Below are 25,544 nucleotides of genomic sequence, written 5' to 3'. Positions count from 1 at the left end.
CCGGACGGGACGCGGGAGGCCTGTGGCACGGCGGTCACGGGAGCAGCCAATCGACGGGGCGCTGTGCGGGAAGGTGGACGGCTCCGGTGACCCGGGTCGTGGAGTCGAGGGCGTAAGGGGGCCCGTCCGCGGAGGACCACCGGTAGCCGGACGCGGTCGCGGAGGAGCGTTCGAGCTGTACGAGCACCGCTACGGGATCGCCCTGGCGCGCGAACTCGGCGGCGAGGCGGGTGTCGCCGAGGAAGCCGGCGAGCTGGGCCCCGGTCTGGGGGGCGCGGCCGACTTCCTTGACCCGGCCGCGCAGTACGCCGAACCGCTGTTGGGGCACGGACTGGACGTTCAGGTCGACGGAGGCCCCGGGGCGGATCTCCGCGCCGCTCGCTGCGGGCAGGTAGAGCACGGCCACCAGCGGGTCGTCCGCGTTCTTCACGCGTTCCACGGTGGCGACGTCGGCGCCCGTCGTGAGGACCGCGCCCGTCTTGGCCACCAGGCTCGTCACCCGCCCGCCCGCGACCACCCGTACGGTCCGCTCCCCCTGGTCCGTGGCGACCTGGAGCAGGGGCGCGCCGGGGGAAAGGAGCTGGCCCTCTTTGGCGACCACGGCGGTGACCTGTCCGGAGAAGGGGCTCTGCAGCAGATAACTGCCTTCGGCACGCGTGAGGATGCCGGGTGCGCTCTGCTTGGAGGAAACCGATCCGGTGAATGCCCAGAAACCCGCGGCGGTCATGACGAGGACGGTGACGGCGAGAACGAATCGACCCTGCGGGCGTGCGAAACGTACGGGCAGATCGAGTTCTTCGGGCGATTGCAGCTTGGAGAGCGCCTTTTGACGGAACTGCACGACCTGTCCTTCGACTGCATTTCATGAAACGGGCACCCGTGAACCCCGGAACGCTGACGTCCCGGGGTTCACGCGCACTGTTGTCCGGTTCGGCTCAGAGGCCGGCGACACCGGCGCGGACGCCGACGATGCCCTCGACCTGGCCGGGCAGGGACAGGGCGCCGTGGACCGTCTGGAGCGAGGTGACCTCGTTCACGACGTGGAAGACGTCGCCGGTCACACCGCCGAGCAGGCCACCGGAAATGCTGACACCGCCGGAAACCGCGTCCAGTTCGTCGTCGGCGATCTCACGGGTCTCGATGTCGTTACGCATGATGTGCGCACCCTTCAGTCGTCTGATTGCTTCTCACATGACGTGGGCGGCCCGCGACAAGGCGGTCCGACCACTTACCGGCATTGCTGCGGTGGGCAGATGTAAGCACGCGAACGGGCGGCCGGGCGAACCGTGTTGACGCCCTCGAACACGCGAGATGACGGTTCCCCCGGAGGGCTTCCCGATTGATTCGGCGGATCACCACGGGTTCTCCACGAGATCGAGTAACAAAGTCCGACGCCCCGCCGACCCCTGGCGCCAAATCGACCCAAACCGCCATCGTCTTCGAGGAGGAATGTAACGGGAGGCATCCCCTCCACTTTCACCGCGTGAAGATTTGCGACAGCGACACGACGTGACGGGCCGGTCACGCTCCGCACCGATCCGACGCCACCCGGCTACGGTCGACCCATGGAGCGGGTTCGCAGCCGAGTGGTCGTCCACGGCGTGGTGCAGGGAGTCTTCTTCCGCGACACCTGCCGCCGCACCGCCCTCGATCACGACGTGGCCGGCTGGGTGCGCAACCTGCCCGACGGCACCGTCGAGGCCGCGTTCGAGGGAGCCGCGACCGCGGTCGCCGGGATGGTCGAGTGGGCCCACCACGGCCCGAGCGCGGCGAGCGTGGCCCGCGTCGAGGTCCGGGAGGAACGGCCCGAGGGACTCGAAGGCTTCGAGGTCCGCGACTGACCGGTGGCGCCACGCGGCGCCACAGGGCATCGACCGGCACCGCAGGGGGCCATAGGACGCCAAGTGGCGCCACCGCGACTCACCATGGCGCCACCGATGCTTGCGATGGCGCCATGATGGTGCCACTATGGCGCACATGGACCTGACCCCCTACGTCGATCACCTCCGCCATGAGCTCGCGGTCGCCGCGAACGCCGGCGGGGACGAGGCCCGCGCCCTGGCCGAGCGACTGACCGCCCCGCTGGAGTCCGCCGCCCGACTGACCCTCCTCAACGCCCTGTCCGCCGCCTCGGACGAGATCACCCGTGAGCTCGCCCCGGGTTCGGTGGACGTGCGACTGCGGGGTCTCGACCCCGAGTTCGTGGTGACGGCGCCGCCCGGCCCGGAGGTCCCCGAGGAGGCCGGCCCCCCGGTGGCGCCATCCGTGGCACCCATGGCGCCACTCACCGTGGAAGGCGACGACGGCGCCACCGCCCGCATCAACTTCCGGCTCCCGGCGCCCCTCAAGGCCCGGGTGGAGGACGCGGCCGGGCAGGAGGGCCTATCGGTCAACGCCTGGCTCGTTCGGGCCGTGACCATCGCCCTGGAACCGGGCGGCGCGGCGGCCCGCCCGCCCGCCCGCGCCCAGCGCCACGGCCAGGGCTACCGGGGCTGGGTCCGCTAGCCCCGGTACCGCGCTCCGCCGCACACGCACGCACTCGTACTCGTACCCGTACCCGTACCCGCACTCGTACCCGTACGAGCGCCCCACCTGCGTCAACACCCTTCAAAACCAAGAGGACGGGACAGCCATGCCTTCTTACGAAACCGCCGGACCCATCACCGCGATCCTCGAATTCGAAATCGGCGACGTCCGCATCGTCGCGGGCAAGCGCCAGGACACCGTCGTCGAGGTGCTGCCGAGCAACGGCGCCGTCGACATCGACGTACGGGCGGCACAGGACGCGAAGGTCACCTACGCCAACGGCACGCTGACGGTCAGGGGACCCAAGAAGCGCTCCTTGTTCGGCAAGGTCGGTTCGATCGACGTGATCGTCGAACTGCCCGCCGGCTCGCAGGTCCGCGGCACCTCCCCCATGGGGGACTACCTCTGCGAGGGACCCCTCGGCGAGTGCCGCATCAAGACCTCGCTCGGCGACATCCGGCTCGACGAGGCCACCGTCGTGAACCTGCGGACCGACCACGGCGACATCCGCGTCGACCGGGCCGTGGGCGACGCCGAGATCCACGGGTCGGGCCGCGTCGACGTCGGCGAGATCGTGGGAGCGGCGACCGTCAAGAACGGGAACGGCGAGACCGCGATCGGCGAGATCAGCGGCCCCCTCAAGGTCAACGCGGCCAACGGCCGCATCTCGGTCGGCACCGCGCGGACCTCGGTCGAGGCCAAGTCCGCCAACGGCGCCATCAGCGTGAACCAGGTGGCGCGCGGCACGATCAACCTCCAGACCGCCGTCGGGGACGTCGAGGTCGGCATCCGCGAGTCCACCGCGGCCTGGCTGGACGTCCACTCCAAGTTCGGCACGGTCCGCAACGCGCTCGGCGCGGCCGAAGGCCCCGACGCCTCCGACGAGACCGTCGAGGTCCATGCCCGTACCCATGTCGGCGACATCGTGATCCGTCGCGCCTGACCCCGACCCGCCCGGCAGGACGAAAGGAAAGCGGAAACCCATGACCGCGATACCCACCGCCACGGCCACGACCGAGGCCGGAGCCACCGCCCCGCCCGCCATCTCCGCCGTCGGCCTGCACAAGTCGTACGGCGACAAGGTCGTCCTCGACGGCATCGACCTGAACATCCCCGAGGGCACGGTCTTCGCCTTGCTCGGCCCCAACGGAGCCGGCAAGACCACCACCGTCGAGATCCTGTCGACGCTGATCACCGCCGACGCCGGGCAGGCGCGCGTCGCCGGCCACGACCTCGCCGACCGGCCCGACGGCGTCCGCGCCGCCATCGGGGTCACCGGCCAGTTCGCCGCCGTGGACCACCTCCTCACCACCGAGGAGAACCTGCACCTGATGGCGGACCTACGGCACCTGCCCCGCCAGGAGGGCCGCCGCCGGGCGGCCGAACTCCTGGAGCGCTTCGAACTGACCGAGGCCGCCCGCAAGCCGGTCTCCACCCTCTCCGGCGGCATGCGCCGCAAGCTCGACCTGGCGATGACCCTGGTCGGCGCCCCGCGCATCATCTTCCTCGACGAGCCGACCACCGGCCTCGATCCCCGCAGCCGCCGCACCATGTGGGAGATCATCCGCAGGCTCGTCGCCGACGACGGCGTCACCATCTTCTTGACCACGCAGTACCTGGAGGAAGCCGACCAGCTCGCCGACCGCATCGCCGTGCTCGACAAGGGCAGGCTGGTCGCCGAGGGCACCGCGAACGAACTCAAGCGCCTCATTCCCGGCGGGCACATCAGGCTGCGCTTCTCGGATCCCACCGAACTCGACTCCGCCGCACGCCACTTCGGCACCGGAACCACCGATCCCGAGGAGCTCACGCTCCGCATCCCCAGCGACGGAGGCATCCCCATCCTGCGGGCCGTGCTCGACGTCCTCGACGGCGCGTCGCTGCGGGCCGAGTCGCTGACCGTGCACACACCCGACCTCGACGACGTCTTCCTGACCCTCACGGGCCACGGCACGACCGACACCACCACGGAGGTGGCCCGATGAGCACGCTCGCGTACGCCGTCAGCGACTCCATGACGATGCTGCGGCGCAACCTCAAGCACGCGCTGCGCTACCCCACGATGACGCTCTCCGTCGTCATCATGCCGGTGATGATGCTGCTGTTGTTCAACTACGCCTTCGGCGGTGCACTGGGAGCCGGGATCTCCGGAGCTCCCACCGGTGGCGGCGCGTACATCGACTACGTCGCGCCCGGCATCATTTTGATGGCCGCGACCGCCGGGGCCGTCATGACGGCCGTCGGCGTCTGCGTCGACATGACCGAGGGCATCGTCAACCGCTTCCGCACGATGTCGATCTCACGCGCCGCGTTCCTGACCGGGCACGTCGTCGGCAGCGTCATCCAGACCCTCATCGCCGTCGCCCTGGTGATCGGCGTCGCGCTCGCGATCGGTTTCCGCCCCGACGCCTCCCCGGTCGAGTGGCTCGCCGCGATCGGCCTGCTCACCCTGCTCATCCTGGCGCTGACCTGGCTGTCGGCCGGCATGGGCCTGGTGGCCAAGACCCCGGAGTCGGCGAGCAACGCACCGCTGCCACTGACCTTCCTGCCGTTCCTCGGCAGCGCCATCGTGCCGACCGACTCGATGCCGACCGGGCTGCGCTGGTTCGCCGAGTACCAGCCCTTCACGCCGGTCATCGAGACCCTGCGCGGCCTGCTGATGGGCACCGCGATCGGCACCAGCGGATACGTCGCGCTCGCCTGGTGCGCAGGCCTCGCCCTCGTCGGCTACCTCTGGGCGCGCTCCGCCTTCACCCGCCCGGCCCGACGCTGAGCATCCGCGTCCGCCCCGGCCCGCGCGGCCGCGCGACTCTCCAACGCGCGCTTCACGTCGGGCCATTCCGGCCGCGTGATGCTGTACACCGCGGTGTCGCGGATCCAGCCGTCGCGCATCACCATGTGGTGCCGCAGTACGCCCTCGTGCGTGGCGCCCAGCCGGGCGATCGCCGCCCGTGACTTCGCGTTCCGCACGTCGGTCAGCAGCTCTACGCGGTTCATCCCCATCGTCTCGAAGGCGTACGTCAGCATCAGCTGCTTCGCCTCGGCGTTCAGGCCGGTCCGCTGCCAGGACTCCGCGAGGAACGTCCAGCCGATCTCCAGCCGCCGCTGCTCGGTGTTGATCACCATCAGCCGGGTCGAGCCGACGACCCGCCCCGTCTGCGCGTCCACCGTCGCGAACGGGATCTGCGTCCCCTCGGCGCGGGCCGCCATCGCCGTCTCGATGAAGCCGCGGACATCGTCCGGGTGCGGGACGAGGGTCACCGCGAGCTCCCACAGGCTGCCGTCGCGAACCGCCTCGCACAGCCCGTCGTGGTGCCGGAGCTCCAGCGGCTCCAGCCGCACCCGCTCCCCCACGAGCTCCACCGCCCCAGTGGCCCGCTCCATACCCGCCCCGCCCGTCCCCCGCATCCACTTCTACGGGCAGCCATTATCCGCCCGCCCCGGGAAACGATCAAGGGCCCTGCCCCGCGCGGAGCGGGGCGGGGCCCGCCATGGCCCTGACGGCCAAGAGGTACGCGCTTCGACCGGTTCCCGAGCAGCCCTCCGCACGCCCGCCCCGGACGGTTCCACCCGGTACCACCGCACCCGAGGCGAGCGAGGCGACCAGTACGTGCTCACGCTCCTGATCGCCTTCGGTGCCGCGGCCTTCCTCACCTCGCCCGCCCCCTCCCACCGGGTGGTCTTCCGCTGCGACGTGCGCACCGAGCTGGTCACGGTCTCCAACAGGCTGGCGCTGGTCGGACTCGTCCTGCTCATGCTGGCGATGAGCAGTTCGCTCCTCCTGGTGGTGACCATGGTGCTCGGCGCCGGGAAGTCCGCGGTGCTCGCGTCCGTGATCCTCAGCGGGGTGGTCTGGCTGTGGATCGGCATGCCGCTCTGGTGCCGCGTGCGCCACCGGCGATGACCGGCGATGACCGTCGGCGGGTTTCAGCCGAGGGCGCGGTCAAGGTTGAAGGCCGCGCTGATCAGCGAGAGGTGGGTGAACGCCTGTGGGAAGTTGCCGAGTTGTTCTCCCGTCAGGCTGATCTCCTCGGCGTAGAGGCCGAGGTGGTTGCCGTAGGTCAGCATCTTCTCGAAGGCCAGCCGGGCCTCCTCCAGCCGTCCGGCGCGGGTGAGCGCCTCGACGTACCAGAAGGAGCAGATCGAGAACGTGCCCTCGGCGCCCCGCAGGCCGTCCGGGCTGGCCTCCGGGTCGTAGCGGTAGACCAACGAGTCGGAGACCAGATCCGCGGTGAGCGCGTCCAGGGTCGAAAGCCACTTGGGGTCGGTGGGCGAGATGAACTTGGCCATCGGCATCATCAGCACGGAAGCATCGAGTACGTCGTCGCCCAGCCCTTGGACGAACGCCCCGCGGTCGGCCGACCAGCCCTGCCGCATGATCTGCCGGTAGATCGCGTCCCTGCTCTGCTGCCAGCGGGGAAGATCGGCCGGCAGGCCGCGTCGGTTGGCCATCCGGATGGCCCGTTCGATCGCCACCCAGCACATCAGTCGCGAGTAGACGAAGTTCTTCCGGCCGCCCCGGGTCTCCCAGACGCCCTCGTCGGGCTGGTCCCAATGGTCACAGAGCCATTCCACCACGGCGCCGACCTCGTCCCAGCGATCGCTGCTGATGGGCTGCCCCCACTTGTCGTACAGGTAGATGGAATCGATCAGCGCTCCGTAGATGTCCAGTTGGAGCTGCTTGGTGGCCGCGTTCCCCACCCGCACCGGAGCGGAGCCCAGGTGCCCCTCCAGGTGGGACAGCTCGGATTCGGGCAGGTCACTGCGCCCGTCGATGCCGTACATGATCTGCAACGGACCGGTGGGGCCGGCGCCCCGCATGATGCCCCGGTCGGACAGGAATCCCATGAACGCCTCGGCCTCCGAGGTGAAGCCCAGGCGGAGCATGGCGTAGACGCAGAAGGCCGCGTCGCGGACCCACACGTACCGGTAGTCCCAGTTGCGCTCACCACCGATCCGCTCGGGCAGGCTGGTCGTCGGCGCGGCCACGATCGCACCGGTGGGCACGTAGGTGAGCAGCTTCAGCACCAGCGCGGAGCGGTGCACCATCTCCCGCCACCGGCCGCGGTAGCGCGAGCGCCCCACCCAGTGGCGCCAGAACCGGACCGTCGCCTCGAACTCCGCCTCCGCTTCGGCGTGCGGACAGGCCCGCGGCCGGACGTGGTCGCTGATCTGGTCGAGGGCGAACACCACGGACTCGCCTTCGAGGAGCTTGAAGTGCGACCGCACGTCCGTGCCGTCGGATTCGAGCGGCGCGGTGGAGGACAGCGCCAGCGAGATCGACGGGGACTCGAAGACGGCCTCGTGGGCCTGCGCGCGTACGGTGTGCGCTTCGGCGCCGTAGCCGAAGCGGGGAGCTATCCGCGCCGCGAACGGAAGGGTTCCCCGCACACACACCACCCGCCGGATCAGCCGGTGCCGGGCCGCCTCGCGCGATTCGTCGACGACCGGCATGAAGTCCTCGATCTCCGCCACCCCGTCGGCGGCGTAGAACCGCGTGATCAGGACGTTGGTATCGGGGAAGTAGAACTGTCGGGTGCGCGCCGGTACGTCGGCGGCCAGCTCCCACGATCCGCCCCGGTCGGCGTCGAGGATGGACGCGAACACGCTCGGTGCGTCGAAGCGCGGGCAGCAGTACCAGTCGATCGTGCCGTCGGTCCCCACGAGCGCGGCGGTGCGGAGGTCACCGATCAGGCCGTGCTCGGAAATCGGCAGATAGCGTGAGCCGTCCACTCCCCCGGGTCCGCTCCCGAATTCCATGTCGGCCTCCCTACCGTTTCGCCGTTGGCAGGTGCGGAGATCAAGAAACCTCGTCTCTCATGGTAGATCGCCCCTGGATTCCGGCGCGGCGGGCCGGGAGAGACGGCGAACACCGGCCTCAGTCGAGGACGGCAGTGGCCTCGATCTCGACCAGGTGCTCGGGAACGTCCAGCGCCGCCACGCCGATCAGCGTGGCCGGCGGCACCGGAGTGACGTCCAGCTTCGCGGCCGCCCTGGCGGAGATGGCCGCTGACGTGGAAGAACGCACTTTTCGGTGACTGAGGAACCTCATGGTGACCAAGCAGCTCAAGGGCTCGGCCAAGGACGAAGCCGATGTGACCCGGGCGGACTCCCTGGCCCGGGAGATCTTCTCCGACATCGCCAACAAGTGAGCCCTCCTGATCATCGAAACGGTGGGCGACCGGACCCTGCGCTTCACCGAGCTCCGCAACGGGATCGAAGGCATCAGCCACAAGATGCTCACCCAGAACCTGCGACTGCTGGAGCGCAACGGCCTGGTCGAGCGCACGGTGCACCCCACCGTGCCGCCGCGCGTCGAGTACACGCTCACCGAGCCCGGCCGGGCCCTGCGCGCGACGGTCGACGCCATGTGCGACTGGACCCACCGCCACCTCGGGGCCATCGAGAGCGCCCGTCACCGCTTCGACGAGCGAGCACGACGCGCACGCTGACCGCCCTCGCGGCGCCCGTCCTTCCCTTCCGCTCGCTCGACCGGTGGCGAACGGCTACGCGTCGGCTCCTCTGCCGGTGAACCCGCCGTCGCCCGCCGCGGCGAGGAGGCCCTGTGCGCGGCGCTCCACCAGGATCGGGAGGTACTGCCGGAACGTCAGCGGGGTACGAGATCACCACCGCCGGGCTGCACGCCACGCCCGAAGGGCCGACCGGACATGCGAAAAGCCGTCCTCCCACGTGTGAGAGAACGGCTTCCGACCTGCTCAAAGCAAAGTCGGGACGACAGGATTTGAACCTGCGACCCCTTGACTCGCCGGCCTCGTCAGCTCGGTGGCCGGCGTGGTGGGCGCGGCGGTGGCCGTGTACGCCCTGGTCCGCGATACGGCAGGCACTTCGCGTAGGGGCGGGGACGTCGACGCCGGGGGCACGGGCTCGGTCGCGGCCGGCGGCAGCATCGGCCGGGCGGTCACCGGCGACAGGAACCGCCTGGGCTCCGCTCCCCCGCCGCCCGGCGAAGCCGGGGCAGGTGCCGCCGGGGCAGGTGCCGCCGGGGCAGGTGCCGCCGGAGCGGTGCGGGCCGGCGGCGACGGGTCCGTGGCAGCGGGTGGGCACATCGGTGACGCGGTCACCGGCGAGGACAACCGATCGTGACGCCAGGGTCGCAGCCCGACCGGTTACGGAAGCCGAAGAGGCGGTCGGGCGAGGATTCCTCGCACCGGGACGTCGCCGCCGTGGGCGAGCGGTCCGTTGCCGCGGGCGGGGGCATCAAGGTCGCCATTACCGGCGACCATGTCGTCTACCATGCCGCACCCGCACCGGTGGACGGGCCGGGCCCTCTCCACGGCTATGCCGTCGTTGCCGTCACGCTCCTGGCTGTCGGTGGCGTTCAACTTCTTCGCTCGTCGGTTGGGCTGGCAGCGGCGACGGCCCTCCTGCTGTCCGCCGCCTGCGTGCTGCTCGCCGGGGTGTACCTCGGCGCGCTGTCGGTGCGCCGGTGGTGGCGCCTGCGCCGTCGGGGGCTGCCGGCCGCGCGCTTGGACGAGGCGGTCGAGCTGCTGGGGCGCGATGTGGAGGAGCGTTACGGGCGCGAGGAACGACTGGCCAGGACGCATGACCCCATTCCACTGCCGGTCCGTTGGGCACGGGCGGATCCGCTGCTGCTCACGCAGGACTGGCCGGATGCCGATCAGTCAGGAGCCGATGGACCCTCCCTGGACGGCGAGTTCGGCGCAATCGCGGACCTCTTCCGGCGACTGCCGTCCGGCCGTCTGGTCCTGCTGGGGGCTCCCGGAGCGGGCAAGTCGGTCCTCGCACTGCACCTGGCGCGGGAGCTGCTGGCGATGCGGCGCCCGGCGTCATCCGATCCGGTTCCGGTGGTGTTGCCCCTTGCGTCCTGGGATCCCGGACGGCAAGGACTGTGGGGATGGGCCGCGTCCCGCCTCGCACAGCAGCATCCCCGACTGGCTTCCGTGGCGGCTCATGGCCTTCCTCCGGGACGCCCACCGTCGCGGCATGCTGAGGCAGAGCAGCGGGGTCTACCGCTTCCGCCACATCGAGTTGCGAAACCGCCTCGCGGACACCCATGGCACGACTGCCCCCGGCGCGGACGCCCCTGACGGTCCGGTCCGACGTAGGGTCGCCGCCATGGCCCGGCGGACCGTCGTCTGGGCCACGTCGCTCGCGCTGCTGGGAGCCCTCACCGCCACGGCAGGCGCGTACGGCCCCGGCGGCCCCCACGACGGTCTGCCGCCCGCCTGCGAGCTGCTGTCGGCGCAGCAGCTGGCTCCGCTGATGCAAGAACCCTCGATCAGGCAGGCGGGACACGACCAATGCGGCATCAACCCCGGCCCTGCGGATTCCGCGACCATCACTCTGGACACGCAGATCGTGCAGCCCGCACCCGGCAAGAGCGCAGTGGCGCAGGCGGCAGCGCACCTGCGCAGGTGGGCCGGCGGAGAGGCACAGTGGCTGGACGGACCGGGTGACGAGGCCCGTCTCGTCACCCGCGCCGACCTACCGAACTGGGCCAAGGTCACCGTGCGATCGGGCAACGTGCTCATCACCGTGGATCTCGTTCACCACAAGCCGCACATCGCTCCGGCCCCCGTGAGCGTGATGGCGCAGCAGCTCGCTCGCACAGCGCTGCGGAACGCGGCACTCCCCGCGCCGAGCGCCCCTTGGCCTTCGATGCCAAGGCCGAAGGCCCCGGGGACCGGCCTGGAGGGGCCGGCCACCGGGTCCTTCGGTATCGCTGTTCAGCCCGCCGGCTGAGCTCACTGGTGGCTTAGTACCAGTGGTGGGCCTGCCAGAAGTTCCAGGCCCCGAGCGGGGAGCCGTAGCGGGAGTTCATGTAGTCCAGGCCCCACTTGATCTGGGTCGGGGTTGGTCTTCCAGTCTGCGCCGGCCGAGGCCATCTTCGACCCCGGCAGGGCCTGGACCAGGCCGTAGGCGGCGGAGGAGGCGTTGGCGGCGGTGTGGTTCCAGCCGCTCTCGTGGGAGACGATCTTGTCGAAGGCGGCGAACTGGGCCGGGTCCTTGATCATCTGCTGGGCGACCGCCTGGGCGCTCGTGGGGGGGCGGCCTGCGCGGGAACGCCGGCCGGCATGGAACCGGCGGCCACAAGGCCGACCACGGAACCCGCGAGGGTCTTCTTCGAAGCGGCGATGCGGCGGATGACGGAGACGGACACGGAAACCCTTCCGTAGGCGACGAGGACGGTCGCGGCACGCCGGAGGCATGCGTGAGCCACTCACACGGGGGAGAGGGGATCGCCGGCGGCGGGTGAACCACCCGGGCCGCCCAGCGACGACAACCAGTTAGCCAGGCCCTCCGCCGCCTGGCAACGACCCCTATCTACGAGCGGCCATCGCAGCCGGGCCGACCGCCCCGGCACCCGACGCGCCGCCCTCCGGGCAGGTCGGGGCGGGTTTCCCGGCCGGTGCGGGGCCCGTCGGCGGCCTTCCGGCCCCTGAATCGAAGGAGACGGGGGCATCGAACGCCGCTATTGCGCGTCGGCCGACGGGCCGCACGGCGCGGCCAGGACGTTCGCGCTCACCGCCCGGATCAAGCGCGAGCAGGGTCGCTAGGACGCGGCGCCCGCGCACATGTCCGCCGCCGTCGAGCGGCTGCGCGCGCCGGGCGACCGCTGGCACCCGGCCCTCGCACTGGAAACACCCGCCCTGTCCCTTCCCCGAGCCAAGCACTTGCTCGTCCCGCCAGGAGGACCCCCGTGACCTTGCCCCCGCCGCCCTTCGGATCAGCGGGTGACACCAGCTGCAGCAGCGACTGGGGACCGCCGAGCGCGCCGTCCGGTTCTACGACCAGCAGGTGCGCCGCCGCCTCACACCCGAGATGCGGGACTTCATCGGCCGCCAGGCATTGGTCTTCCTGGCAACAGCCGACTCCTGGGGAGAATGTGACGCCAGCTTCCACGCCGGACCGGCGCTTCTGGCGCTTGCCGACGATCTTCGGCTCGAACGACCCGTCACGGTCCGCCCCGGCCCCCGCTCCGCCCCGCTCGGCTGTGTACCTGCCATGCACAGAGCCTTCGGTCCACACCGGACCACACCGACCCGGGGTGCGCGGCGCCACTGCCAGGACCAGCAGGTCGACGTCGACGACGACTCCCTGACGGTGTGTCCGAACCGCACCGGACGGCCCGAGACCCGGCCTGCACGATCCGCCGCATCGCTGTTGCCCGAAGCTCCGGCCAGTTCAGCAGCAGCCAACTCGGTGAAACGCGCAAAAGCCCCTCCGGTCCCGGGGCGGAGCCTCGTGGCCGATTTCGCAGGCCGCCGTGTCTACACCAGGCCTGGCCACGATCCGGAGTCCAACTACCCGCTGTCGGACACCCCCCATTTGCGTCGGAAGTCTGCCCGTAACCCGACCGTGTGACATGTCCGGCCGAATGCGGCTGCGTGGCGCGCCGGTCGGTGCCGCCCGCTGCGCAAGATGCTTTTGTCGGGGCGCCAGGCATGGAACGGCTCCTGTGTCTGGCCCGGCCGGCCGACCGACTCCCAGCCTACCCCGCGTACGTCGCCCGTTCCGGGCATGCGTGCCGTCCGAAACGCCGAAGGAGAGATCGTGATGGTAGGAAATGTCGACGAGAACAGCGGGACGGTGACCGCGCAGCTTCTCAGGGGTCAGAAGGCTCTGGTCACCGGTGCCAACTCGGGTATCGGCATGGCGACCGCCATCGCCCTGGGCCGGGCCGGAGCGGACGTCGTGGTGAACTACGTCGTCGGGAAGGACGAGGCCGAGAAGGTCGTTGCGCAGATCAAGGACTTCGGCGTCCGCGCCTACGCCCACGAGGCCGACGTATCCGACGAGGACCAGGTGGTCGCCATGGTGGCGCGGATGGTCGAGGAGTTCGGCACCATCGACATCATGGTGGCCAATGCGGGTCTTCAACGGGACGCGGCCGTGGTGGACATGACGCTCGCCCAGTGGCAGAAGGTCATCGACGTCAACCTGACCGGCCAGTTCCTGTGCGCGCGCGAGGCCGCCAAGGAGTTCGTGCGGCGCGGCGTGGTGGCGGAGGTCTCCCGGTCGGCCGGGAAGATCATCTGCATGAGCTCGGTCCACCAGATCATCCCTTGGTCGGGGCACGTGAACTACGCCTCCTCCAAAGGTGGCGTGGGCATGCTAATGGAGACCCTCGCCCAGGAGCTGGCTCCTCAGCGGATCAGGGTCAACGCGGTCGCACCCGGCGCAATCCGCACGCCCATCAACCGTGACGCCTGGGCCACCCCCGAGGCCGAGGCCGATCTGCTGCGCCTCATCCCGTACCGCCGCGTGGGCGACCCGGACGACATCGCCAACGCCGTCGTCGCCGTGGCGTCCGACCTGCTCGACTACGTCGTGGGGGCCACGCTGTACGTGGACGGCGGGATGACCCTTTTCCCCGGCTTCGCCACCGGAGGCTGATCCCAGATGGCGGATCACGTCACGCCCCGCCGGGTCGTGATCCTCGGCGGGGGGTTCGCCGGGCTGTTCGCCGCCCGCGCGCTGCGCCGGTCGCCGGTCGCGGTCACCGTGGTCGACCGCCCGCGCCCACCACGTCGTCCAACCGCTGCTCTACCAGTGCGCTTCAGGACTCCTGTCCGAGGGCCAGATCGCGCGACCGAAGCCACCGACGTGGTTGTCGAAGCCCGCGCGGTCGGCATGCGCCAGTCTTCCTTCGGGCATGACGGGTTTGCCGCGCGCGTCCGGCATGAAGACGCTGAACGACGCACTGGACATCCGTCGGCGGATCTACCGGGTGTTCGAGATGGCCGAAACGGCGGCAGATGCCAGGGAACGGCAGCGATGGCTCACGTTCGCGCTGGTCGGCGGCGGGCCCGACCGGTGTCGAACTGGCAGGACAGATCAGGGAGATCGCCGGTCAAGGCCGGCCCGCTGCACCCGTTGGGTGTGATCGGCTGGCGTGTGGCCCTTTTCATCCCCGTGGCCTTCCTCACGGGATTCCGCTGCAGGCTGGGAGCGGTGCTCAGCCGGTCCGTCGCTTTCGCCATCAGCTCGCGACGCGAGCTCGCCTTCACCTCGTCCGACGCCGCCGCGCCGCCAAGGGCTGACCCCCAGGCATAGGGCGCCCCCGCCGTCTCCCTGACCGCACACGTGGCCGGCATCTGCCGTTGCCACCCTTTCGCACCCCTGTCGTTCCTCAGCCCCCGCGCCCTGCGGGGCAGACCATCGAGGCGCACATGCTCAGCACAGCGGCCCTTCTGGCTGACACTCCGCCCCAACTCCTGCCGGCTCGGCAGCTGATGGCCTTCACCCTGGCCTCTCACATCCTGCTGGTGCCGTTCGGCGTGGCATTGCCGTTCATCACGTTGCTCATGCACCACCGGGCGCTGCGCCGCAACGACGCCGTCGCCCTTCAGCTCGCGCGGCGCTGGTCGGCGGTGATGGCCGTGCAATTCGCCATCGGCGTCGTCACCGGCACCGTGCTGTCCTTCGAACTCGGCCTGCTGTGGCCCGGCATGCTGGGCCGCTGGGGCGACGTCTTCGGCCTGGGGTTCGGCATCGAGGCCTGGGCGTTCTTCCTGGAGGCGGTCCTGATCGCCATCTACCTCTACGGCTGGCGCCGGCTCAAGCCCTGGACGCACTTCTGGCTGGCCGTACCGCTGCCGCTGGCCGCTCTGATGGGTGCGTTCGGCATCATCGCGGCCAACTCCTGGATGAACACCCCTCAGGGGTTCCGCCTCGACACGCAGGGCAATCCCGTCGACGTCGATGTGCGGCAGGCAGTCTTCACGCCGATCTTCGGGGCGGAGTACTGGCACTTCGTGGTCGCGATGTTCCTGACGGCCGGATACGTGGTCGCCGGCGTGTATGCCGTGGGCTGGTTGCGGGGGCGCCGTGACCGGTACCACCGGCTCGGCTTCACGCTGCCGTTCACCGTTGCCGCGATTCTCACCCCGGTCCAGTTCATGCTGGGCGACTCGGCCGCTCGTGCCGTCTTCCACAAGCAGCCGATCAAGTTCGCCGCCATGGAGATCGTCTGGGAGACGGACACCCACGTGCCCGAGTATTTGTTCGGGCGGTTGAACGGTGACGGGACGATCTCCGGCGGAATCAAGATCCCTCAGCTGGACTCCATCCTCGCCGGCTTCAAGCCCAGCACCCAGGTGACCGGGCTGACGACGGTGCCGGCCGCCGACCGCCCCACGACCGTCCAGGCCACCATCGTCCACTGGGCTTTCGACATCATGGCCACCATCGGCAGCCTGCTGATCCTGCTCGCGCTCTGGTACGCCTGGTCGTGGCTGCGGCACCGGGACCTTCCTCGTAGCCGCTGGTTCTTCCGCTGCGCGGCCGTCGCGGGAGTCGCGTGCCTGGTCACCGTGGAGTGCGGCTGGATCACCACCGAGGTCGGCCGCCAGCCCTGGATCGTCTACAACCACATGAAGGTCGCTGAGGCAGTGACCGACACCCGCGCCGGATCGCTGTGGGCGATGCTCGGCATCGTGATCGTCGTGTACGTGGCCGTTTTCGGCTCGTTCCTCGCGATCATTCTGAAGATGCGTACTCGTTGGCGGATCGCCGACGAGGGCTTGGCCGCATCGGGCGCTGTGCCCGCTGAGACCGACACCCCTTACGGGCCCAGAAGCGAGCCCGAGCCCACCTCGGCAGCACGCACGCCTGCCGACGGATCCGACCGTACCTCTGGTGGTGCCTCATGATGGCCGATGTCATCGCGTGGGTCTTGGTTCTCGCGGTCGCCGCCTACGCCTGTGCCGGGGGCACGGACTACGGTGCGGGCTTCTGGGACCTCATGGCTGGGGGTGCGGATCGCGGCAAGCGGCCGCGCTGGCTCATCGATCACGCGATGGCGCCGGTCTGGGAGGTCAACAACGTCTGGTTGATCTTCGTCTTCATCGTCATGTGGACCGGCTTCCCGACGATGTTCCAGGCTGTGTTCGAGGCAATGTGGCTGCCGCTCGCGCTGGCCGCCGTCGGCCTGGTGCTCCGCGGTGCCGGATTCGCTCTGCGCAAGCCGTCCCGCCGCCTGGCCCGACGGCGGGTCTACGGTGCGATGTTCGCCATCTCATCGCTGCTCACGCCGTTCTTCCTGGGGGCTGTGCTCGGCGGCATCGCATCCGGCCGGGTGATGGTCGGGACGACCGCCTCCGCGGACGCCTGGGCCAACCCGACCTCCGTCCTCGCGGGTCTGCTGGCCATCGCCGCCACCGCCTTCCTCGGGGCGGTGTTCCTCTGCGCAGACGCCCGGCGGTTCGACGCGGGCGACCTCGTGGAATACTTCCGTCGGCGCGCGCTGCTGGCCTTCTGCGCCGTCGTCGTCCTCGCGCTCATCGGCCTGCCCGTGACCCATAGTGACGCCCGGTACGTCTGGGAGGGCCTCACCGGGGGCTGGGGACTGCTGCTGGTCGTCCTGGCCGCGATCTGCGGTCTTGCGACGGTGCTGATCCTGCTGCGCCGGATCCACGGCTGGTCCCGCTACACCTCAGTGGCGAGCGTCGCCCTGACCGTCGGCGCCTGGGGCTTCGCACAGAGACCCTACCTACTGCCCACCTCGCTGACTGTGGCCGAGGCGGCCGGCGCAGCTCACACCATGCGCTGGCTGGCGTTCGTCACGCTCATCGCGATCGTGCTGGTCGGCCCGGCGCTGGTGGTGCTCTACCGGCTCGACACCATGGGTGAGCTGGAGCCGCTCACCGACGCCGATACCCGGGCCGCCCGTGCACCCGGGGACAACCTGTAGCAGCCGCGCTCTGCCGCAGCCTCGGTACCCCTTAGCGCAGCCGGGCGGCGATGTGGTCGCCGACCCGCAGGGCATTGGCGATGGCTGTCAGTGACGGGTTCACCGCGCCGATGCTCGGGAAGAAGCTGGTGTCCACCACGTAGAGGTTGTCGAGGTCGTGGGCCTTGCAGTTGACGTCCAGTGCGGAGCTGTTCGGGTCGTCACCGAAACGGACGGTGCCGGCCTGGTGCGCGGTGGCCCCGATGGGCATGCCCTTGTGCAGGTAGATGCTGTGCGACAGCAGATGGTGCTCGTGCATGCCCAAGTGGCCGAGCATTCCCTGGAGCTTGTGCTGGAGGCGCTTGAGGCCGGCGATGTTGTTCTTCTCGTCGAGAGCGAGGTGGATGGCGTCGTCCTTGTCGAGGGTGACGCGGGTCTCGGGCAGCGGGAGGTCCTCCCCGCACAGCCAGAAGTCGACGGCATGGTGCGCCAGCACCTCGAACGGCATGTCGGGCGAGACCGCGCCGGCCCAGCGCGGTGCCTCACCGCGGATCTGGTCGGTGTCCGACTTGCCGAGCATCTGGATGCCGCCGAGGGGGAAGTCCCAGTCGTCCGCCCCCAGGTACCAGTCGTGCAGTGCCAGGGTCTTCTGGAACCTCGTGGGATTCGGTTCTTTGGACACTGCCATCAGCGCCAGGTTGTTGTGGCGCATGTAGTGGCGTCCGACGACGTCCGAGCTGTTGGCCAGGCCACCAGGGTGCTTGTCGTTGGCCGAACGGAGCAACAGGACCGCCGAGTTGACCGCACCGCAGGCGACCACCACGATGTCGGCACTGAATCCTTCGGTCGTTCCGTCCCCGAGTTCGGCTACGACCCTGGTGACGGTGCGTCCGGTCGAGTCGGTCTCCAGGCGGCGCACGTGGGCTCCCGTCACCATGGTGACGTTGTCATACTTCAGCGCCGGGTCGACGCAGATCACCTGCGCGTCGGACTTGGCACCGAGCAGGCAGGGGAAGCCGTCGACCCGGTCGCAGCGAATGCATACGCTGGAATGGGTGGCCCGGCCGTTGTCGTCCTGGGTGAGGTTCACGCCGATGGGCAGGTGGAAGGGGTGCAGGCCCTTCTTCTCCAAGTCGTCGCTGAGCTGCTGGATGCGCGGCTCGTGCTCCACTGGGGGGTGCGGGTACTGGCCGCTGGCCGGGCCCTCGGTGGGGTCCTCGCCGTGCCGCCCGTGCACCAGGTAGAGCTGCTCGGCCTGCGTGTAGTACGGCTCCAGATCCTCGTAGCGGATCGGCCAGGCCGGTGAGATGCCGTCGTGGTGGCGCAGCTCGCCGAAGTCCTCGGGCCGGAGGCGGAAGAGCGCGGCGCCGTAGAACTTAGTGTTGCCCCCTACGTAGTAGTTCGCCTCCGGGGGGAACTCGTTGCCGTGCTTGTCGTACCAGAACTCGGGGGCACGGTACTTGGCTTTGACGAAGACGGCGGTGGAGTCCCAGTTGTCACGCTCCCGTGGCAGATAGTCGCCACGCTCCAGGATCAGGATCCGCTTGCCGGAGGAGGCCAGCCGGTGGGCGAGCGTGCCGCCGCCCGCTCCCGTACCGATGACGATGACGTCGTAGTGGTGATCATCAGCCATGCGAAGGGTCCCGTTCTAGAAGTCGGTCGCTGCCGTGGCCGCACCAGAGGGGCGGCGCTGCACCGTGCGGGCCGGAATCCGCGCTATCCGGATGTTCGGTATCATTTTTGAAGCTATCGGTTGATCCCGGCAGAAGCCATCCAACGAGAGCCGAACAGGTGCACAGTCGTCGATCGCCCGCACGGAGTTCGCCCCTCCTCGACGACGGCGTACATATGGTGACTTGAGTCGATCACTCGGGAAGGTACGCCGTTCGCGTGTATGCCGAGCCCGATCCGCAGGTCTGCGCATGGCTCCCGTTCCGGACGTGATTGAGTCGCCGGCATGACCAAGAGTGACGTCGCGGCTCTGTTCGGCAACCGTTTCCTGACCGTGCCCGCTCCCTCGGAGACCTTCCCCGTGGATGGAATGGCCGCGACGGACGCCATGAGATTGCTGGAGGGGGACCTCGTCATGGAGGGCGACCCGCAGCGCAATCTCGCCACGTTCGTCACCACGTGGATGGAGCCGGAGGCGCAACGGATCATCGCCGAGAACCTCCACCGCAACTTCATCGACCACGCGGAGTACCCCATTTCCGCCGAGATCGAGAAGCGCTGCGTTCGTATGCTCGCCGACCTGTTTCACGCGCCGGGTAGGACCACCGGATGCCGGACCCAGGGTTCATCCGAGGCGATCATGCTGGGCGCGCTGTCGCTGAAATGGAAGTGGCGGGAGCGCCGCCAGGCGGCCAAGCTGTCGGTCGACCGGCCCAACCTGGTCTTCGGCGGCGACGTCCACGTCGTGTGGGAGAAGTTCTGCCGCTACTTCGACGTCGAGCCGCGGATCGTGCCGCTCGCCGAGGGAAAGTACACGATCGGCCCGGAGGACGTGGAGCCCCACCTCGACGAGAACACGATCGGCGTCGTCGCCGTCCTCGGCACCACGTTCACCGGCCACAAGGACGATGTCGTGGGGATCGACAAGCTCCTGCGGGATATCCGCAAGGAGCGGGACCTCGACATCCCGATCCACGTCGACGGCGCCAGCGGCGGCTTCGTGTGGCCCTTCCTCTACCCGGACTCGAAATGGGACTTCCGGCTCGAACAGGTCCGCTCGATCAACGTCTCGGGACACAAATACGGCCTGGTCTACCCCGGCATCGGCTGGCTGGTCTTCCGCGAGGAATCCGACCTGGCCGAGGACCTCGTGTTCTACGAGAACTACCTGGGCAAGACCGACGCGACGTTCACGCTGAACTTCTCCACCGGTGCGTCGATGGTGCTCGCCCAGTACTACAACTTCGTGCGGCTGGGCCGCCAGGGCTACACCTACGTCATGGAGACGATGCAGCAGAACGCCCGCGCACTGGCGGACAACCTGCGCGACAGCGGCCGCTTCGAAGTGATCGGCAGCGACCTAGAGCAGCTACCGCTGGTCGCTTTCCGCCTCGCCGACAAGCACGCCTACGACGAGTCCGACATCGCCTGGCAGCTCTCGGCCGAGCGCGGCTGGATGGTGCCGGCGTACACGCTCCCGCCCAACGCCGACCGGGTGAAGATCCTGCGTGCCCTGGTCAAGGAAACCCTGAGCCGCGAGCAGATCGAGCGCCTGACCCAGGACATCGCCGACGCGTGCAGCACCTTGGATCACAAGGGTGCGACCCACGACGTCGAGCGGGCCCAGGTCCACCGCGGAACCGGCTACTGACGCCCTCAACCGGTACCCCCGGGGACGGGCGACGAAGCCGCTCCCTGGGGGCGAGGACGCACGGCACGGGCACGCAGCTTCGTCTGTACGAACTGCCATGCGTGCGGGCCGATGGAGGACGCCATCACACGAGCCTAAGAGGTCGTTTTCGTCCGGTGTTTCATCCCAGAATGGGTTGTGTATTGGCCTTCTTCGGGTCACGCCAGGAGATGGTGTTCTCGCCGGTGAGGCGTCGGGCCATGAGGTCGGTCATGGCGATGTGGATGACGGCTTCGGAGCGGGTGGGCAGGGTTTCGTAGTCCCGGGCGAGACGCCGGTGGAGCATGAGCCATCCATAGGTTCGCTCGACCGCCCACCGTTTCGGTATCGGGGTGAATCCCCTGGTCCCGGGGGTGCAGACAAGGCCTACGACGTCCCCCACCTGCGGAAATGGTTACGCGGCAAACGCATCGGCGTCCGCATCGCACGCAAAGGCGTCGAGTCCTCCGAACGTCTCGGCCGGCGAAGGTGGGTGATCGAGCGGACGATGTCCTGGCTGACCGGGTATCGCCGTCTCAACCACCGCTACGAGCGCCATCCCCGCAACTACCTGGCCTTTCTCGGCCTCGCCGCCGCCCTGTGCTGCTACAAGCGACTCGTCCGCCTCACCACATTGGACACGGTCTTATGCCAGGCCCGCGAAGAAATGGATTCCCGGGCCGAGCGTGCGGGCGTCGATCCGTCCGAAGCGAGTGCGCCCGTTTCGGACGTACGGGAAGACCACGGTGTCCCAATGCCACCTGATCGGCCTCACTCTGGCCGGCGTACACGGGGTGGGCGGGGTGGGCGGCAAGGCGTTGGGGATCTCACCCTCATCCCGGTCCCCGGACCCACTCGGGTCGCCCCTTTCGGGTGGCACCGGCCCCCATCTGAATTCCCTGTGTTGCATATTGCTGACCAGGCGTCAGAACGAAGGCATCCATGGCTGCGTCCGGTCCTGCACTCTCGACCCCGTACCGGCTGGTACACCAGGGACCTCCCCGATCCCTCGTATCCCCCGGCGAACGTAACGCTGTGCGGACCGCCGGATCGGCGGACCACACAGCATGATTCGGCGCGTCAGCAGCCGTCGTCGTATCCTCCGCCCCAGTCGTCGTCGTTGTCGTACCCACCGCCGTTGTGTCCGTAGCCGTTGTCGTCGTCGTCGTCCCAACCGCCGCCGTGGACGTAGGTGACGGAGGTGACGGGGTGTGTGGGCATGGCCGCGGAGGCAGTACCCGCGGCGCCGAGCGCGGCGCCACCGGCCATCAGGACACCGATGGCGGACACCGCGAAGAGCCGCTTCACTCTGATTGCCTGCATGATTAGAACCCTTCTCGCAGTTGTGCCACTCACTGCGGCACGAATTCGCTCTGCGTCCTCTCGCAAACCGTGGACAGAGCTTTCCGGTCGCCAGATGATTGTGATGTGCGCGTATCCGCCGTCAACGTGACCTCGTCGGGCCACGGACATTCTGGACTGGAACGCAAATTCTCAAGCCTCCTGCATCACTGCAGGCCAGAGTGCGGATCTCGCAGTTGCGGCCGTCTTGTATCTATGATAGCCACCTTCACGCGACTCGTCATCTGGGGTAGGGAACCAGGATGCGGGCGTTTCGGCTTCCGTGCGCTGCAAAGGAGGCTGCTGTTCACAGCGCCCGGCCCATGTGACCGCCATGGACGGCGAACCATCAGGAATCCGCTCGACGGAGCCCGACGTCACCGTTGCCGGCCACGATGATCCCCAGACACCGGATGAGACGCAATTCGCCGTGATCATCTACGTGCTGGTCAGCGGTTGTGCCTGGTGGGCGCTGCCACCCTGCTTCGGGACCTCGAAGTCCACTGCCCACCGCCGGTTCCTGATCTGATCGCGGGCTGGAATCCGTGGCCGGCTCCACGAGGAGATCCTGCACCGGCTTGACGATGCCGAGCTCCTCCATCTCTCCCGCGCAGCCCTCCACTATGCCCACTTAGACGTCGTTTCATTTGGTGAGGCGGCGGTGACAGATGAGGGCTGTGGCTATGCCGACGAAGGCCAGGAAGTGTTCTGCCTTGCGCTCGTATCGGCGGTGGAACCGACGGCAGCCGGCGAGCCAGGACACGGTACGTTCGACGGCCCATCGGTGGCGGCGGCGGTCCCAGACCAGCACGATCGGTGCTCTGACCAGCTGGTGGACGCCGTCGAGGAGCGCGATGAAGTCCCCTTCACCCATGCTGCGGCGTGTTCCCTTGCCCGCGGGATGAGATCGAAGCCGGTGGCACAGCCGGGTCCGGGAACCGGGCCGCATCGCGATCAGCCCGGCCACCGGCAGCCGTCACGAACGCCGGCCGCTGACGGACACGACCGGGGTGATGCCCCGCCGGCCCAAGGTCCGTCCCCGGGGCGGCCTGCGGGTGAACCCGGCTTCGTCCTCGAAGCAGACGTAGCCCCCGCAGGCCGCCCGTACTCTTTTACCTCCGCCCAGGTCGCCACCTTCCACGCGGTCACGGCCTGCTCGTCGCGTTCGGCGACCCGCCGCGCGGGGACCTGCTGGCTGAAGCCGAGCCGGTGCATCAACCGGGTGGCACCCGAGACTCTGTAGGAGACATGGAACTGCCTGCCGATCAAGGTCACCACCCTTGATGCGGTCCACACCTGGTCCTCCACCCAGCCGTGCGCGGCCGGACCTTCCTCCAGGAACCCCGCCAGCTCTTCGAGGCACCGCGTCGACAGGCGGCACCGTGACCCGCTCGGCCCCCGGGAGGCCAGAGCTTCAACGCCACCCTCCCGCCACAACTGGTGCCATTGATAAGCCGACTTCACCCTCACCCGCAGCCGACGTGCGACTTCCGCCACGGCGATCTGCTGCTCAAACAGTTCAGCCGACTGCATCCGTACCGTCTCGCGCCGCTGACGTCCAGTCGGAGTCAGCCCGCCCCCCATCCGCATATCTCACACACCATAGATACGGACACCCGCCCACACCCATCAGGAACTGCAACGATTCACCCCAACGGGCAGAAGTCAGAAACGCCATAGCGGTCCAACTTCACGCTCACAGCTCGTCCCGTTGTCCAACTTCGCTGGCGAACGGTCCAACTGTCACCGCACATCCCTCTGCGGGTGGGGGACAGCAGCCGCCGGGCGCTGGCGCCAGGGCACGCACGGTGCACCAGCAGAGCAGTACCTGCGGGGCAGCGGAAGGTGTCGGGCAGCGGCTGGGCGCAGACCGGGCAGTGGCCGGCCGCGATGACGGGGCCGAGTGCCACACACCGGCGCAGGACCGGTACGTTCGGAATCCGTCCGCACGACTTGCCGCCCACCGAACCCAGGCAAGAGGCTTACCAGAGGGTCCGGGGTCAGGCGGCGGCGAGACTGATCTGGTCGTTGAAGATCACCCAGCGCTGGCCGCGGTCGGCGCTGTCACAGGGCTTGGTCGAGAGGTTCGGAGTGTTCCAGGCGTTGGCGAAGCAGTAGGCCGGCGCGTAAGTGAGGGTGAGCTGCTGGCCCGAGACGGTCCAGTACTGGCCCTGGTCCTTGGGGTCGCACGGCTTCACCGAGACGTCCTGGGCATTCCAGGTGTTGGCGAGACAGTAGGCGGGGGCGTTACGGAGGGAGATCTGCTGACCCGAGATGGTCCAGCGCTGCCCGCGGTCGGCGGCATCACACGGCTTCGTGGACACCTTCGGGGTGTCCCAGGTGTTGGCGAGGCAGTAGAGACCAGGAGCACGCAGGGCCGGAGCCATAGCGCTGGTGGCTTCCGCCCCGGCCGCTGGCAGGAGGGAAGCGGTCAGGGCCAGCATCGCGACGGCGAGCGTCTTGCGGACTGCGATTGCCATGGGATGGGATCCGTTCTTGCTGTAGGCGTGGGATTCGCGAATTGACGCGAGAGACATCCCCAACTCGGTTCCGAACGCTGGGTAATTGGTAGCACCACCCACGGATTGACCAACGGTTTCTGCATAGTCCGTTCATTCCAAAGAGTCGCCACATGTGATGATCCGATACCGATGGCGGCTCGATATCCGCAGACAATGAGCGGCAGGTGACATGGGTCCGGTTCACCTTCGCCTGCATTTCGCGCGGGAACAGGGGATGGTCCTGCTCGGCAACCGGGTGCTGGTGCGTTGGTCCACATGGGGTGAGTCCCTGCAGGAGATCCTGGGCCTCGGCGAGGCTGCGTACGGCCGGGACGACGCTCTTGATTCACCGTCTCATTTCCTTTTCCGGGACCGCGTCGGGTGAACGACCCTGACGGGCGTCCCAAATTCTGAAACTCCGAGCTCCCCCCGCTCGTCCCTGGACTCTGGTGAGAGCGCGAGGCTAACTACCGGGTGAGGTCGTAGGCTCTATCCGGTCACAGGCGAGACGCACAGGGCACGCCACGCGCCTGCCGGAGGCGAGACCGGACCGACAGGGCGCACGGCGAACGGTGTTGCGGGATTGCGGTGGGTTCACACAGCGCAACCGCGCCCCACAGGGCGCGGTTGCCACCGGCGCAGACGATGGGCACGCGGTACGTCCCCTCCCAGAGGCTGGCGGTGTACCGGTAACCGTCGCCGCAGTCGACCCAGATGGTGAAGCGATACCTCCGCATGGAGGGCGGCGACGAAGCCGACTTCATCAACGGCAGAGAACCCTGATACTGGGCGCCGGCCCCCACGTCACCGTCGGCACCACCCACGCCGCGACGAGCGCGCGCTGGTGCGGCGGGAGTTTGCATCGTCGGTCACCCTCGCGGGTGAAGATGAGCATCGTGACCCACTCGACGAGGGTGTGGGGCAGGTCAAGTTCGGCTGGATGGGGAACTAACGAGGCTCCAGTGCCGATGGGTTGAGACTTCGAACACCTCCCTCAACGGCACGGGAGCCTCGTGCGTTGCGGCCACACCTCGACCTCGCCTACCTCACCCGATCGGTGGCCACGCTGAAAAGGCTCATTGAAGGACACCGCCCCCCTTCCTGACCATCACGACGCAAGGAGGACACCTACGGCTTCAAGCACTGGTACACCCTCAGGCCGTCATCGTCGACCGAACAT

At 68.9% G+C, this 25,544-nt stretch carries 21 protein-coding genes and 7 pseudogenes; 15 read left to right on the top strand and 13 right to left on the bottom strand.

Annotated features, from left to right (window positions below; genetic code table 11):
* Positions 1–34: 34 nt before the first annotated feature.
* Together OHA65_RS31930 and OHA65_RS31925 are read right to left on the bottom strand one after the other, a co-directional pair.
* A complete protein-coding gene (locus tag OHA65_RS31930) occupies positions 35–841 on the bottom strand; it encodes an HlyD family efflux transporter periplasmic adaptor subunit (protein ID WP_329315195.1) in 807 nt (268 codons plus the stop codon).
* Positions 842–935: 94 nt separating this feature from the next.
* Positions 936–1,154 (bottom strand): hypothetical protein, encoded by a 219-nt coding sequence (locus OHA65_RS31925; protein WP_054223694.1) that lies wholly within the window; start codon positions 1,152–1,154, stop codon positions 936–938.
* Between the two features lie 411 nt (positions 1,155–1,565).
* Here OHA65_RS31925 and OHA65_RS31920 point away from each other — a divergent pair, with 411 nt between their 5' ends.
* From OHA65_RS31920 to OHA65_RS31900, 5 genes are all read left to right on the top strand, one after another.
* Positions 1,566–1,841: an acylphosphatase gene (locus OHA65_RS31920; RefSeq protein WP_327279609.1), complete on the top strand. Its 276-nt coding sequence runs from the start codon at positions 1,566–1,568 to the stop codon at positions 1,839–1,841.
* A 136-nt stretch (positions 1,842–1,977) separates the two neighbouring features.
* Entirely contained in the window at positions 1,978–2,505 is a 528-nt protein-coding gene (locus tag OHA65_RS31915) for a hypothetical protein (RefSeq protein ID WP_328764364.1), read from the top strand.
* 127 nt (positions 2,506–2,632) lie between these two features.
* Positions 2,633–3,469: a DUF4097 family beta strand repeat-containing protein gene (locus tag OHA65_RS31910; RefSeq protein ID WP_327279607.1), complete on the top strand. Its 837-nt coding sequence runs from the start codon at positions 2,633–2,635 to the stop codon at positions 3,467–3,469.
* Positions 3,470–3,509: 40 nt separating this feature from the next.
* Positions 3,510–4,511, top strand: coding sequence for an ATP-binding cassette domain-containing protein (locus OHA65_RS31905; protein WP_328764363.1), 1,002 nt, complete (start codon positions 3,510–3,512; stop codon positions 4,509–4,511).
* Positions 4,508–5,299, top strand: a complete 792-nt coding sequence (locus OHA65_RS31900) for an ABC transporter permease (protein WP_327279605.1) — start codon at positions 4,508–4,510, stop codon at positions 5,297–5,299. The genes OHA65_RS31905 and OHA65_RS31900 overlap by 4 nt, the downstream gene beginning before the upstream one ends.
* On the opposite strand, the gene OHA65_RS31895 is transcribed toward OHA65_RS31900, so the two are convergent.
* The gene (locus OHA65_RS31895; protein WP_371645417.1) at positions 5,254–5,910 is read right to left on the bottom strand and encodes a GNAT family N-acetyltransferase; all 657 of its coding nucleotides are present in this window, start codon (positions 5,908–5,910) and stop codon (positions 5,254–5,256) included. The two genes, OHA65_RS31900 and OHA65_RS31895, sit on opposite strands and share 46 nt — an antisense overlap.
* On the opposite strand from OHA65_RS31895, the gene OHA65_RS31890 reads away from it, so the two are divergent.
* Positions 5,897–6,430, top strand: a complete 534-nt coding sequence (locus tag OHA65_RS31890; RefSeq protein ID WP_328764362.1) for a DUF6328 family protein — start codon at positions 5,897–5,899, stop codon at positions 6,428–6,430. The two genes, OHA65_RS31895 and OHA65_RS31890, sit on opposite strands and share 14 nt — an antisense overlap.
* 23 nt (positions 6,431–6,453) lie before the next feature.
* Here OHA65_RS31890 and OHA65_RS31885 read toward each other — a convergent pair whose 3' ends face one another.
* Both OHA65_RS31885 and OHA65_RS31880 read right to left on the bottom strand, forming a co-directional pair.
* Positions 6,454–8,286 (bottom strand): glycoside hydrolase family 15 protein, encoded by a 1,833-nt coding sequence (locus tag OHA65_RS31885; protein ID WP_327279602.1) that lies wholly within the window; start codon positions 8,284–8,286, stop codon positions 6,454–6,456.
* 118 nt (positions 8,287–8,404) lie between these two features.
* Positions 8,405–8,524, bottom strand: a pseudogene (locus OHA65_RS31880) (RidA family protein); the annotation flags it as partial.
* Between the two features lie 52 nt (positions 8,525–8,576).
* Here OHA65_RS31880 and OHA65_RS31875 point away from each other — a divergent pair.
* Positions 8,577–8,978, top strand: a pseudogene (locus OHA65_RS31875) (winged helix-turn-helix transcriptional regulator).
* 331 nt (positions 8,979–9,309) lie between these two features.
* Entirely contained in the window at positions 9,310–9,630 is a 321-nt protein-coding gene (locus OHA65_RS31870) for a hypothetical protein (protein WP_405762948.1), read from the top strand.
* Positions 9,631–9,653: 23 nt separating this feature from the next.
* Here OHA65_RS31870 and OHA65_RS31865 read toward each other — a convergent pair whose 3' ends face one another.
* Positions 9,654–10,091 carry a hypothetical protein gene (locus OHA65_RS31865; protein ID WP_327279600.1) on the bottom strand — a complete coding sequence of 146 codons (438 nt, stop codon included), beginning with the start codon at positions 10,089–10,091 and terminating at the stop codon, positions 9,654–9,656.
* 400 nt (positions 10,092–10,491) lie between these two features.
* Between OHA65_RS31865 and OHA65_RS31860 the strand changes: the two genes are divergently transcribed.
* Complete coding sequence (locus OHA65_RS31860; protein WP_405762945.1) at positions 10,492–11,250, top strand: hypothetical protein; 759 nt, start codon at positions 10,492–10,494, stop codon at positions 11,248–11,250.
* A 13-nt stretch (positions 11,251–11,263) separates the two neighbouring features.
* On the opposite strand, the pseudogene OHA65_RS31855 reads toward OHA65_RS31860, so the two are convergent.
* Positions 11,264–11,668: pseudogene (locus OHA65_RS31855) on the bottom strand (transglycosylase SLT domain-containing protein).
* Positions 11,669–13,065: 1,397 nt separating this feature from the next.
* Between OHA65_RS31855 and OHA65_RS31850 the strand changes: the two are divergent.
* The 3 genes from OHA65_RS31850 (at position 13,066) to OHA65_RS31840 (ending at position 17,203) form a co-directional block, all read left to right on the top strand.
* Positions 13,066–13,905: an SDR family oxidoreductase gene (locus OHA65_RS31850; RefSeq protein ID WP_327285862.1), complete on the top strand. Its 840-nt coding sequence runs from the start codon at positions 13,066–13,068 to the stop codon at positions 13,903–13,905.
* A 776-nt stretch (positions 13,906–14,681) separates the two neighbouring features.
* The gene (locus tag OHA65_RS31845; protein ID WP_405762943.1) at positions 14,682–16,163 is read left to right on the top strand and encodes a cytochrome ubiquinol oxidase subunit I; all 1,482 of its coding nucleotides are present in this window, start codon (positions 14,682–14,684) and stop codon (positions 16,161–16,163) included.
* Complete coding sequence (locus OHA65_RS31840; RefSeq protein ID WP_405762941.1) at positions 16,160–17,203, top strand: cytochrome d ubiquinol oxidase subunit II; 1,044 nt, start codon at positions 16,160–16,162, stop codon at positions 17,201–17,203. The genes OHA65_RS31845 and OHA65_RS31840 overlap by 4 nt, the downstream gene beginning before the upstream one ends.
* Before the next feature lie 31 nt (positions 17,204–17,234).
* Here OHA65_RS31840 and OHA65_RS31835 read toward each other — a convergent pair whose 3' ends face one another.
* The gene (locus OHA65_RS31835) at positions 17,235–18,815 is read right to left on the bottom strand and encodes a GMC oxidoreductase (protein ID WP_405762940.1); all 1,581 of its coding nucleotides are present in this window, start codon (positions 18,813–18,815) and stop codon (positions 17,235–17,237) included.
* 324 nt (positions 18,816–19,139) lie between these two features.
* Between OHA65_RS31835 and OHA65_RS31830 the strand changes: the two genes are divergently transcribed.
* Positions 19,140–20,504 carry a glutamate decarboxylase gene (locus OHA65_RS31830; protein ID WP_327279594.1) on the top strand — a complete coding sequence of 455 codons (1,365 nt, stop codon included), beginning with the start codon at positions 19,140–19,142 and terminating at the stop codon, positions 20,502–20,504.
* Between the two features lie 160 nt (positions 20,505–20,664).
* On the opposite strand, the pseudogene OHA65_RS31825 reads toward OHA65_RS31830, so the two are convergent.
* Positions 20,665–20,895, bottom strand: a pseudogene (locus tag OHA65_RS31825) (transposase); the annotation flags it as partial.
* A gap of 3 nt (positions 20,896–20,898) precedes the next feature.
* On the opposite strand from OHA65_RS31825, the pseudogene OHA65_RS31820 reads away from it, so the two are divergent.
* Positions 20,899–21,156, top strand: a pseudogene (locus tag OHA65_RS31820) (transposase); the annotation flags it as partial.
* A 446-nt stretch (positions 21,157–21,602) separates the two neighbouring features.
* On the opposite strand, the gene OHA65_RS31815 reads toward OHA65_RS31820, so the two are convergent.
* Positions 21,603–21,845, bottom strand: a complete 243-nt coding sequence (locus OHA65_RS31815; RefSeq protein WP_327279593.1) for a hypothetical protein — start codon at positions 21,843–21,845, stop codon at positions 21,603–21,605.
* A 406-nt stretch (positions 21,846–22,251) separates the two neighbouring features.
* Between OHA65_RS31815 and OHA65_RS31810 the strand changes: the two are divergent.
* Positions 22,252–22,518: pseudogene (locus tag OHA65_RS31810) on the top strand (transposase); the annotation flags it as partial.
* Here OHA65_RS31810 and OHA65_RS31805 read toward each other — a convergent pair.
* The 3 genes and pseudogenes from OHA65_RS31805 to OHA65_RS31795 all read right to left on the bottom strand — a co-directional run.
* Positions 22,507–22,656, bottom strand: a pseudogene (locus OHA65_RS31805) (IS5/IS1182 family transposase); the annotation flags it as partial. The pseudogenes OHA65_RS31810 and OHA65_RS31805 overlap by 12 nt on opposite strands.
* Before the next feature lie 161 nt (positions 22,657–22,817).
* Entirely contained in the window at positions 22,818–23,447 is a 630-nt protein-coding gene (locus OHA65_RS31800) for a winged helix-turn-helix domain-containing protein (RefSeq protein ID WP_328765266.1), read from the bottom strand.
* A gap of 416 nt (positions 23,448–23,863) precedes the next feature.
* On the bottom strand, positions 23,864–24,343 hold the full coding sequence (locus tag OHA65_RS31795) for a ricin-type beta-trefoil lectin domain protein (protein ID WP_266635037.1): 480 nt from the start codon (positions 24,341–24,343) through the stop codon (positions 23,864–23,866).
* Positions 24,344–25,544 lie beyond the last annotated feature (1,201 nt).

The sequence above is a fragment of the Streptomyces sp. NBC_00045 genome (genome assembly GCF_045041095.1).
In the GTDB taxonomy this organism is placed as follows: domain Bacteria; phylum Actinomycetota; class Actinomycetes; order Streptomycetales; family Streptomycetaceae; genus Streptomyces.
Note: the sequence above shows the minus strand (reverse complement) of the source record. Positions and strands in the feature narration are given on the sequence as shown.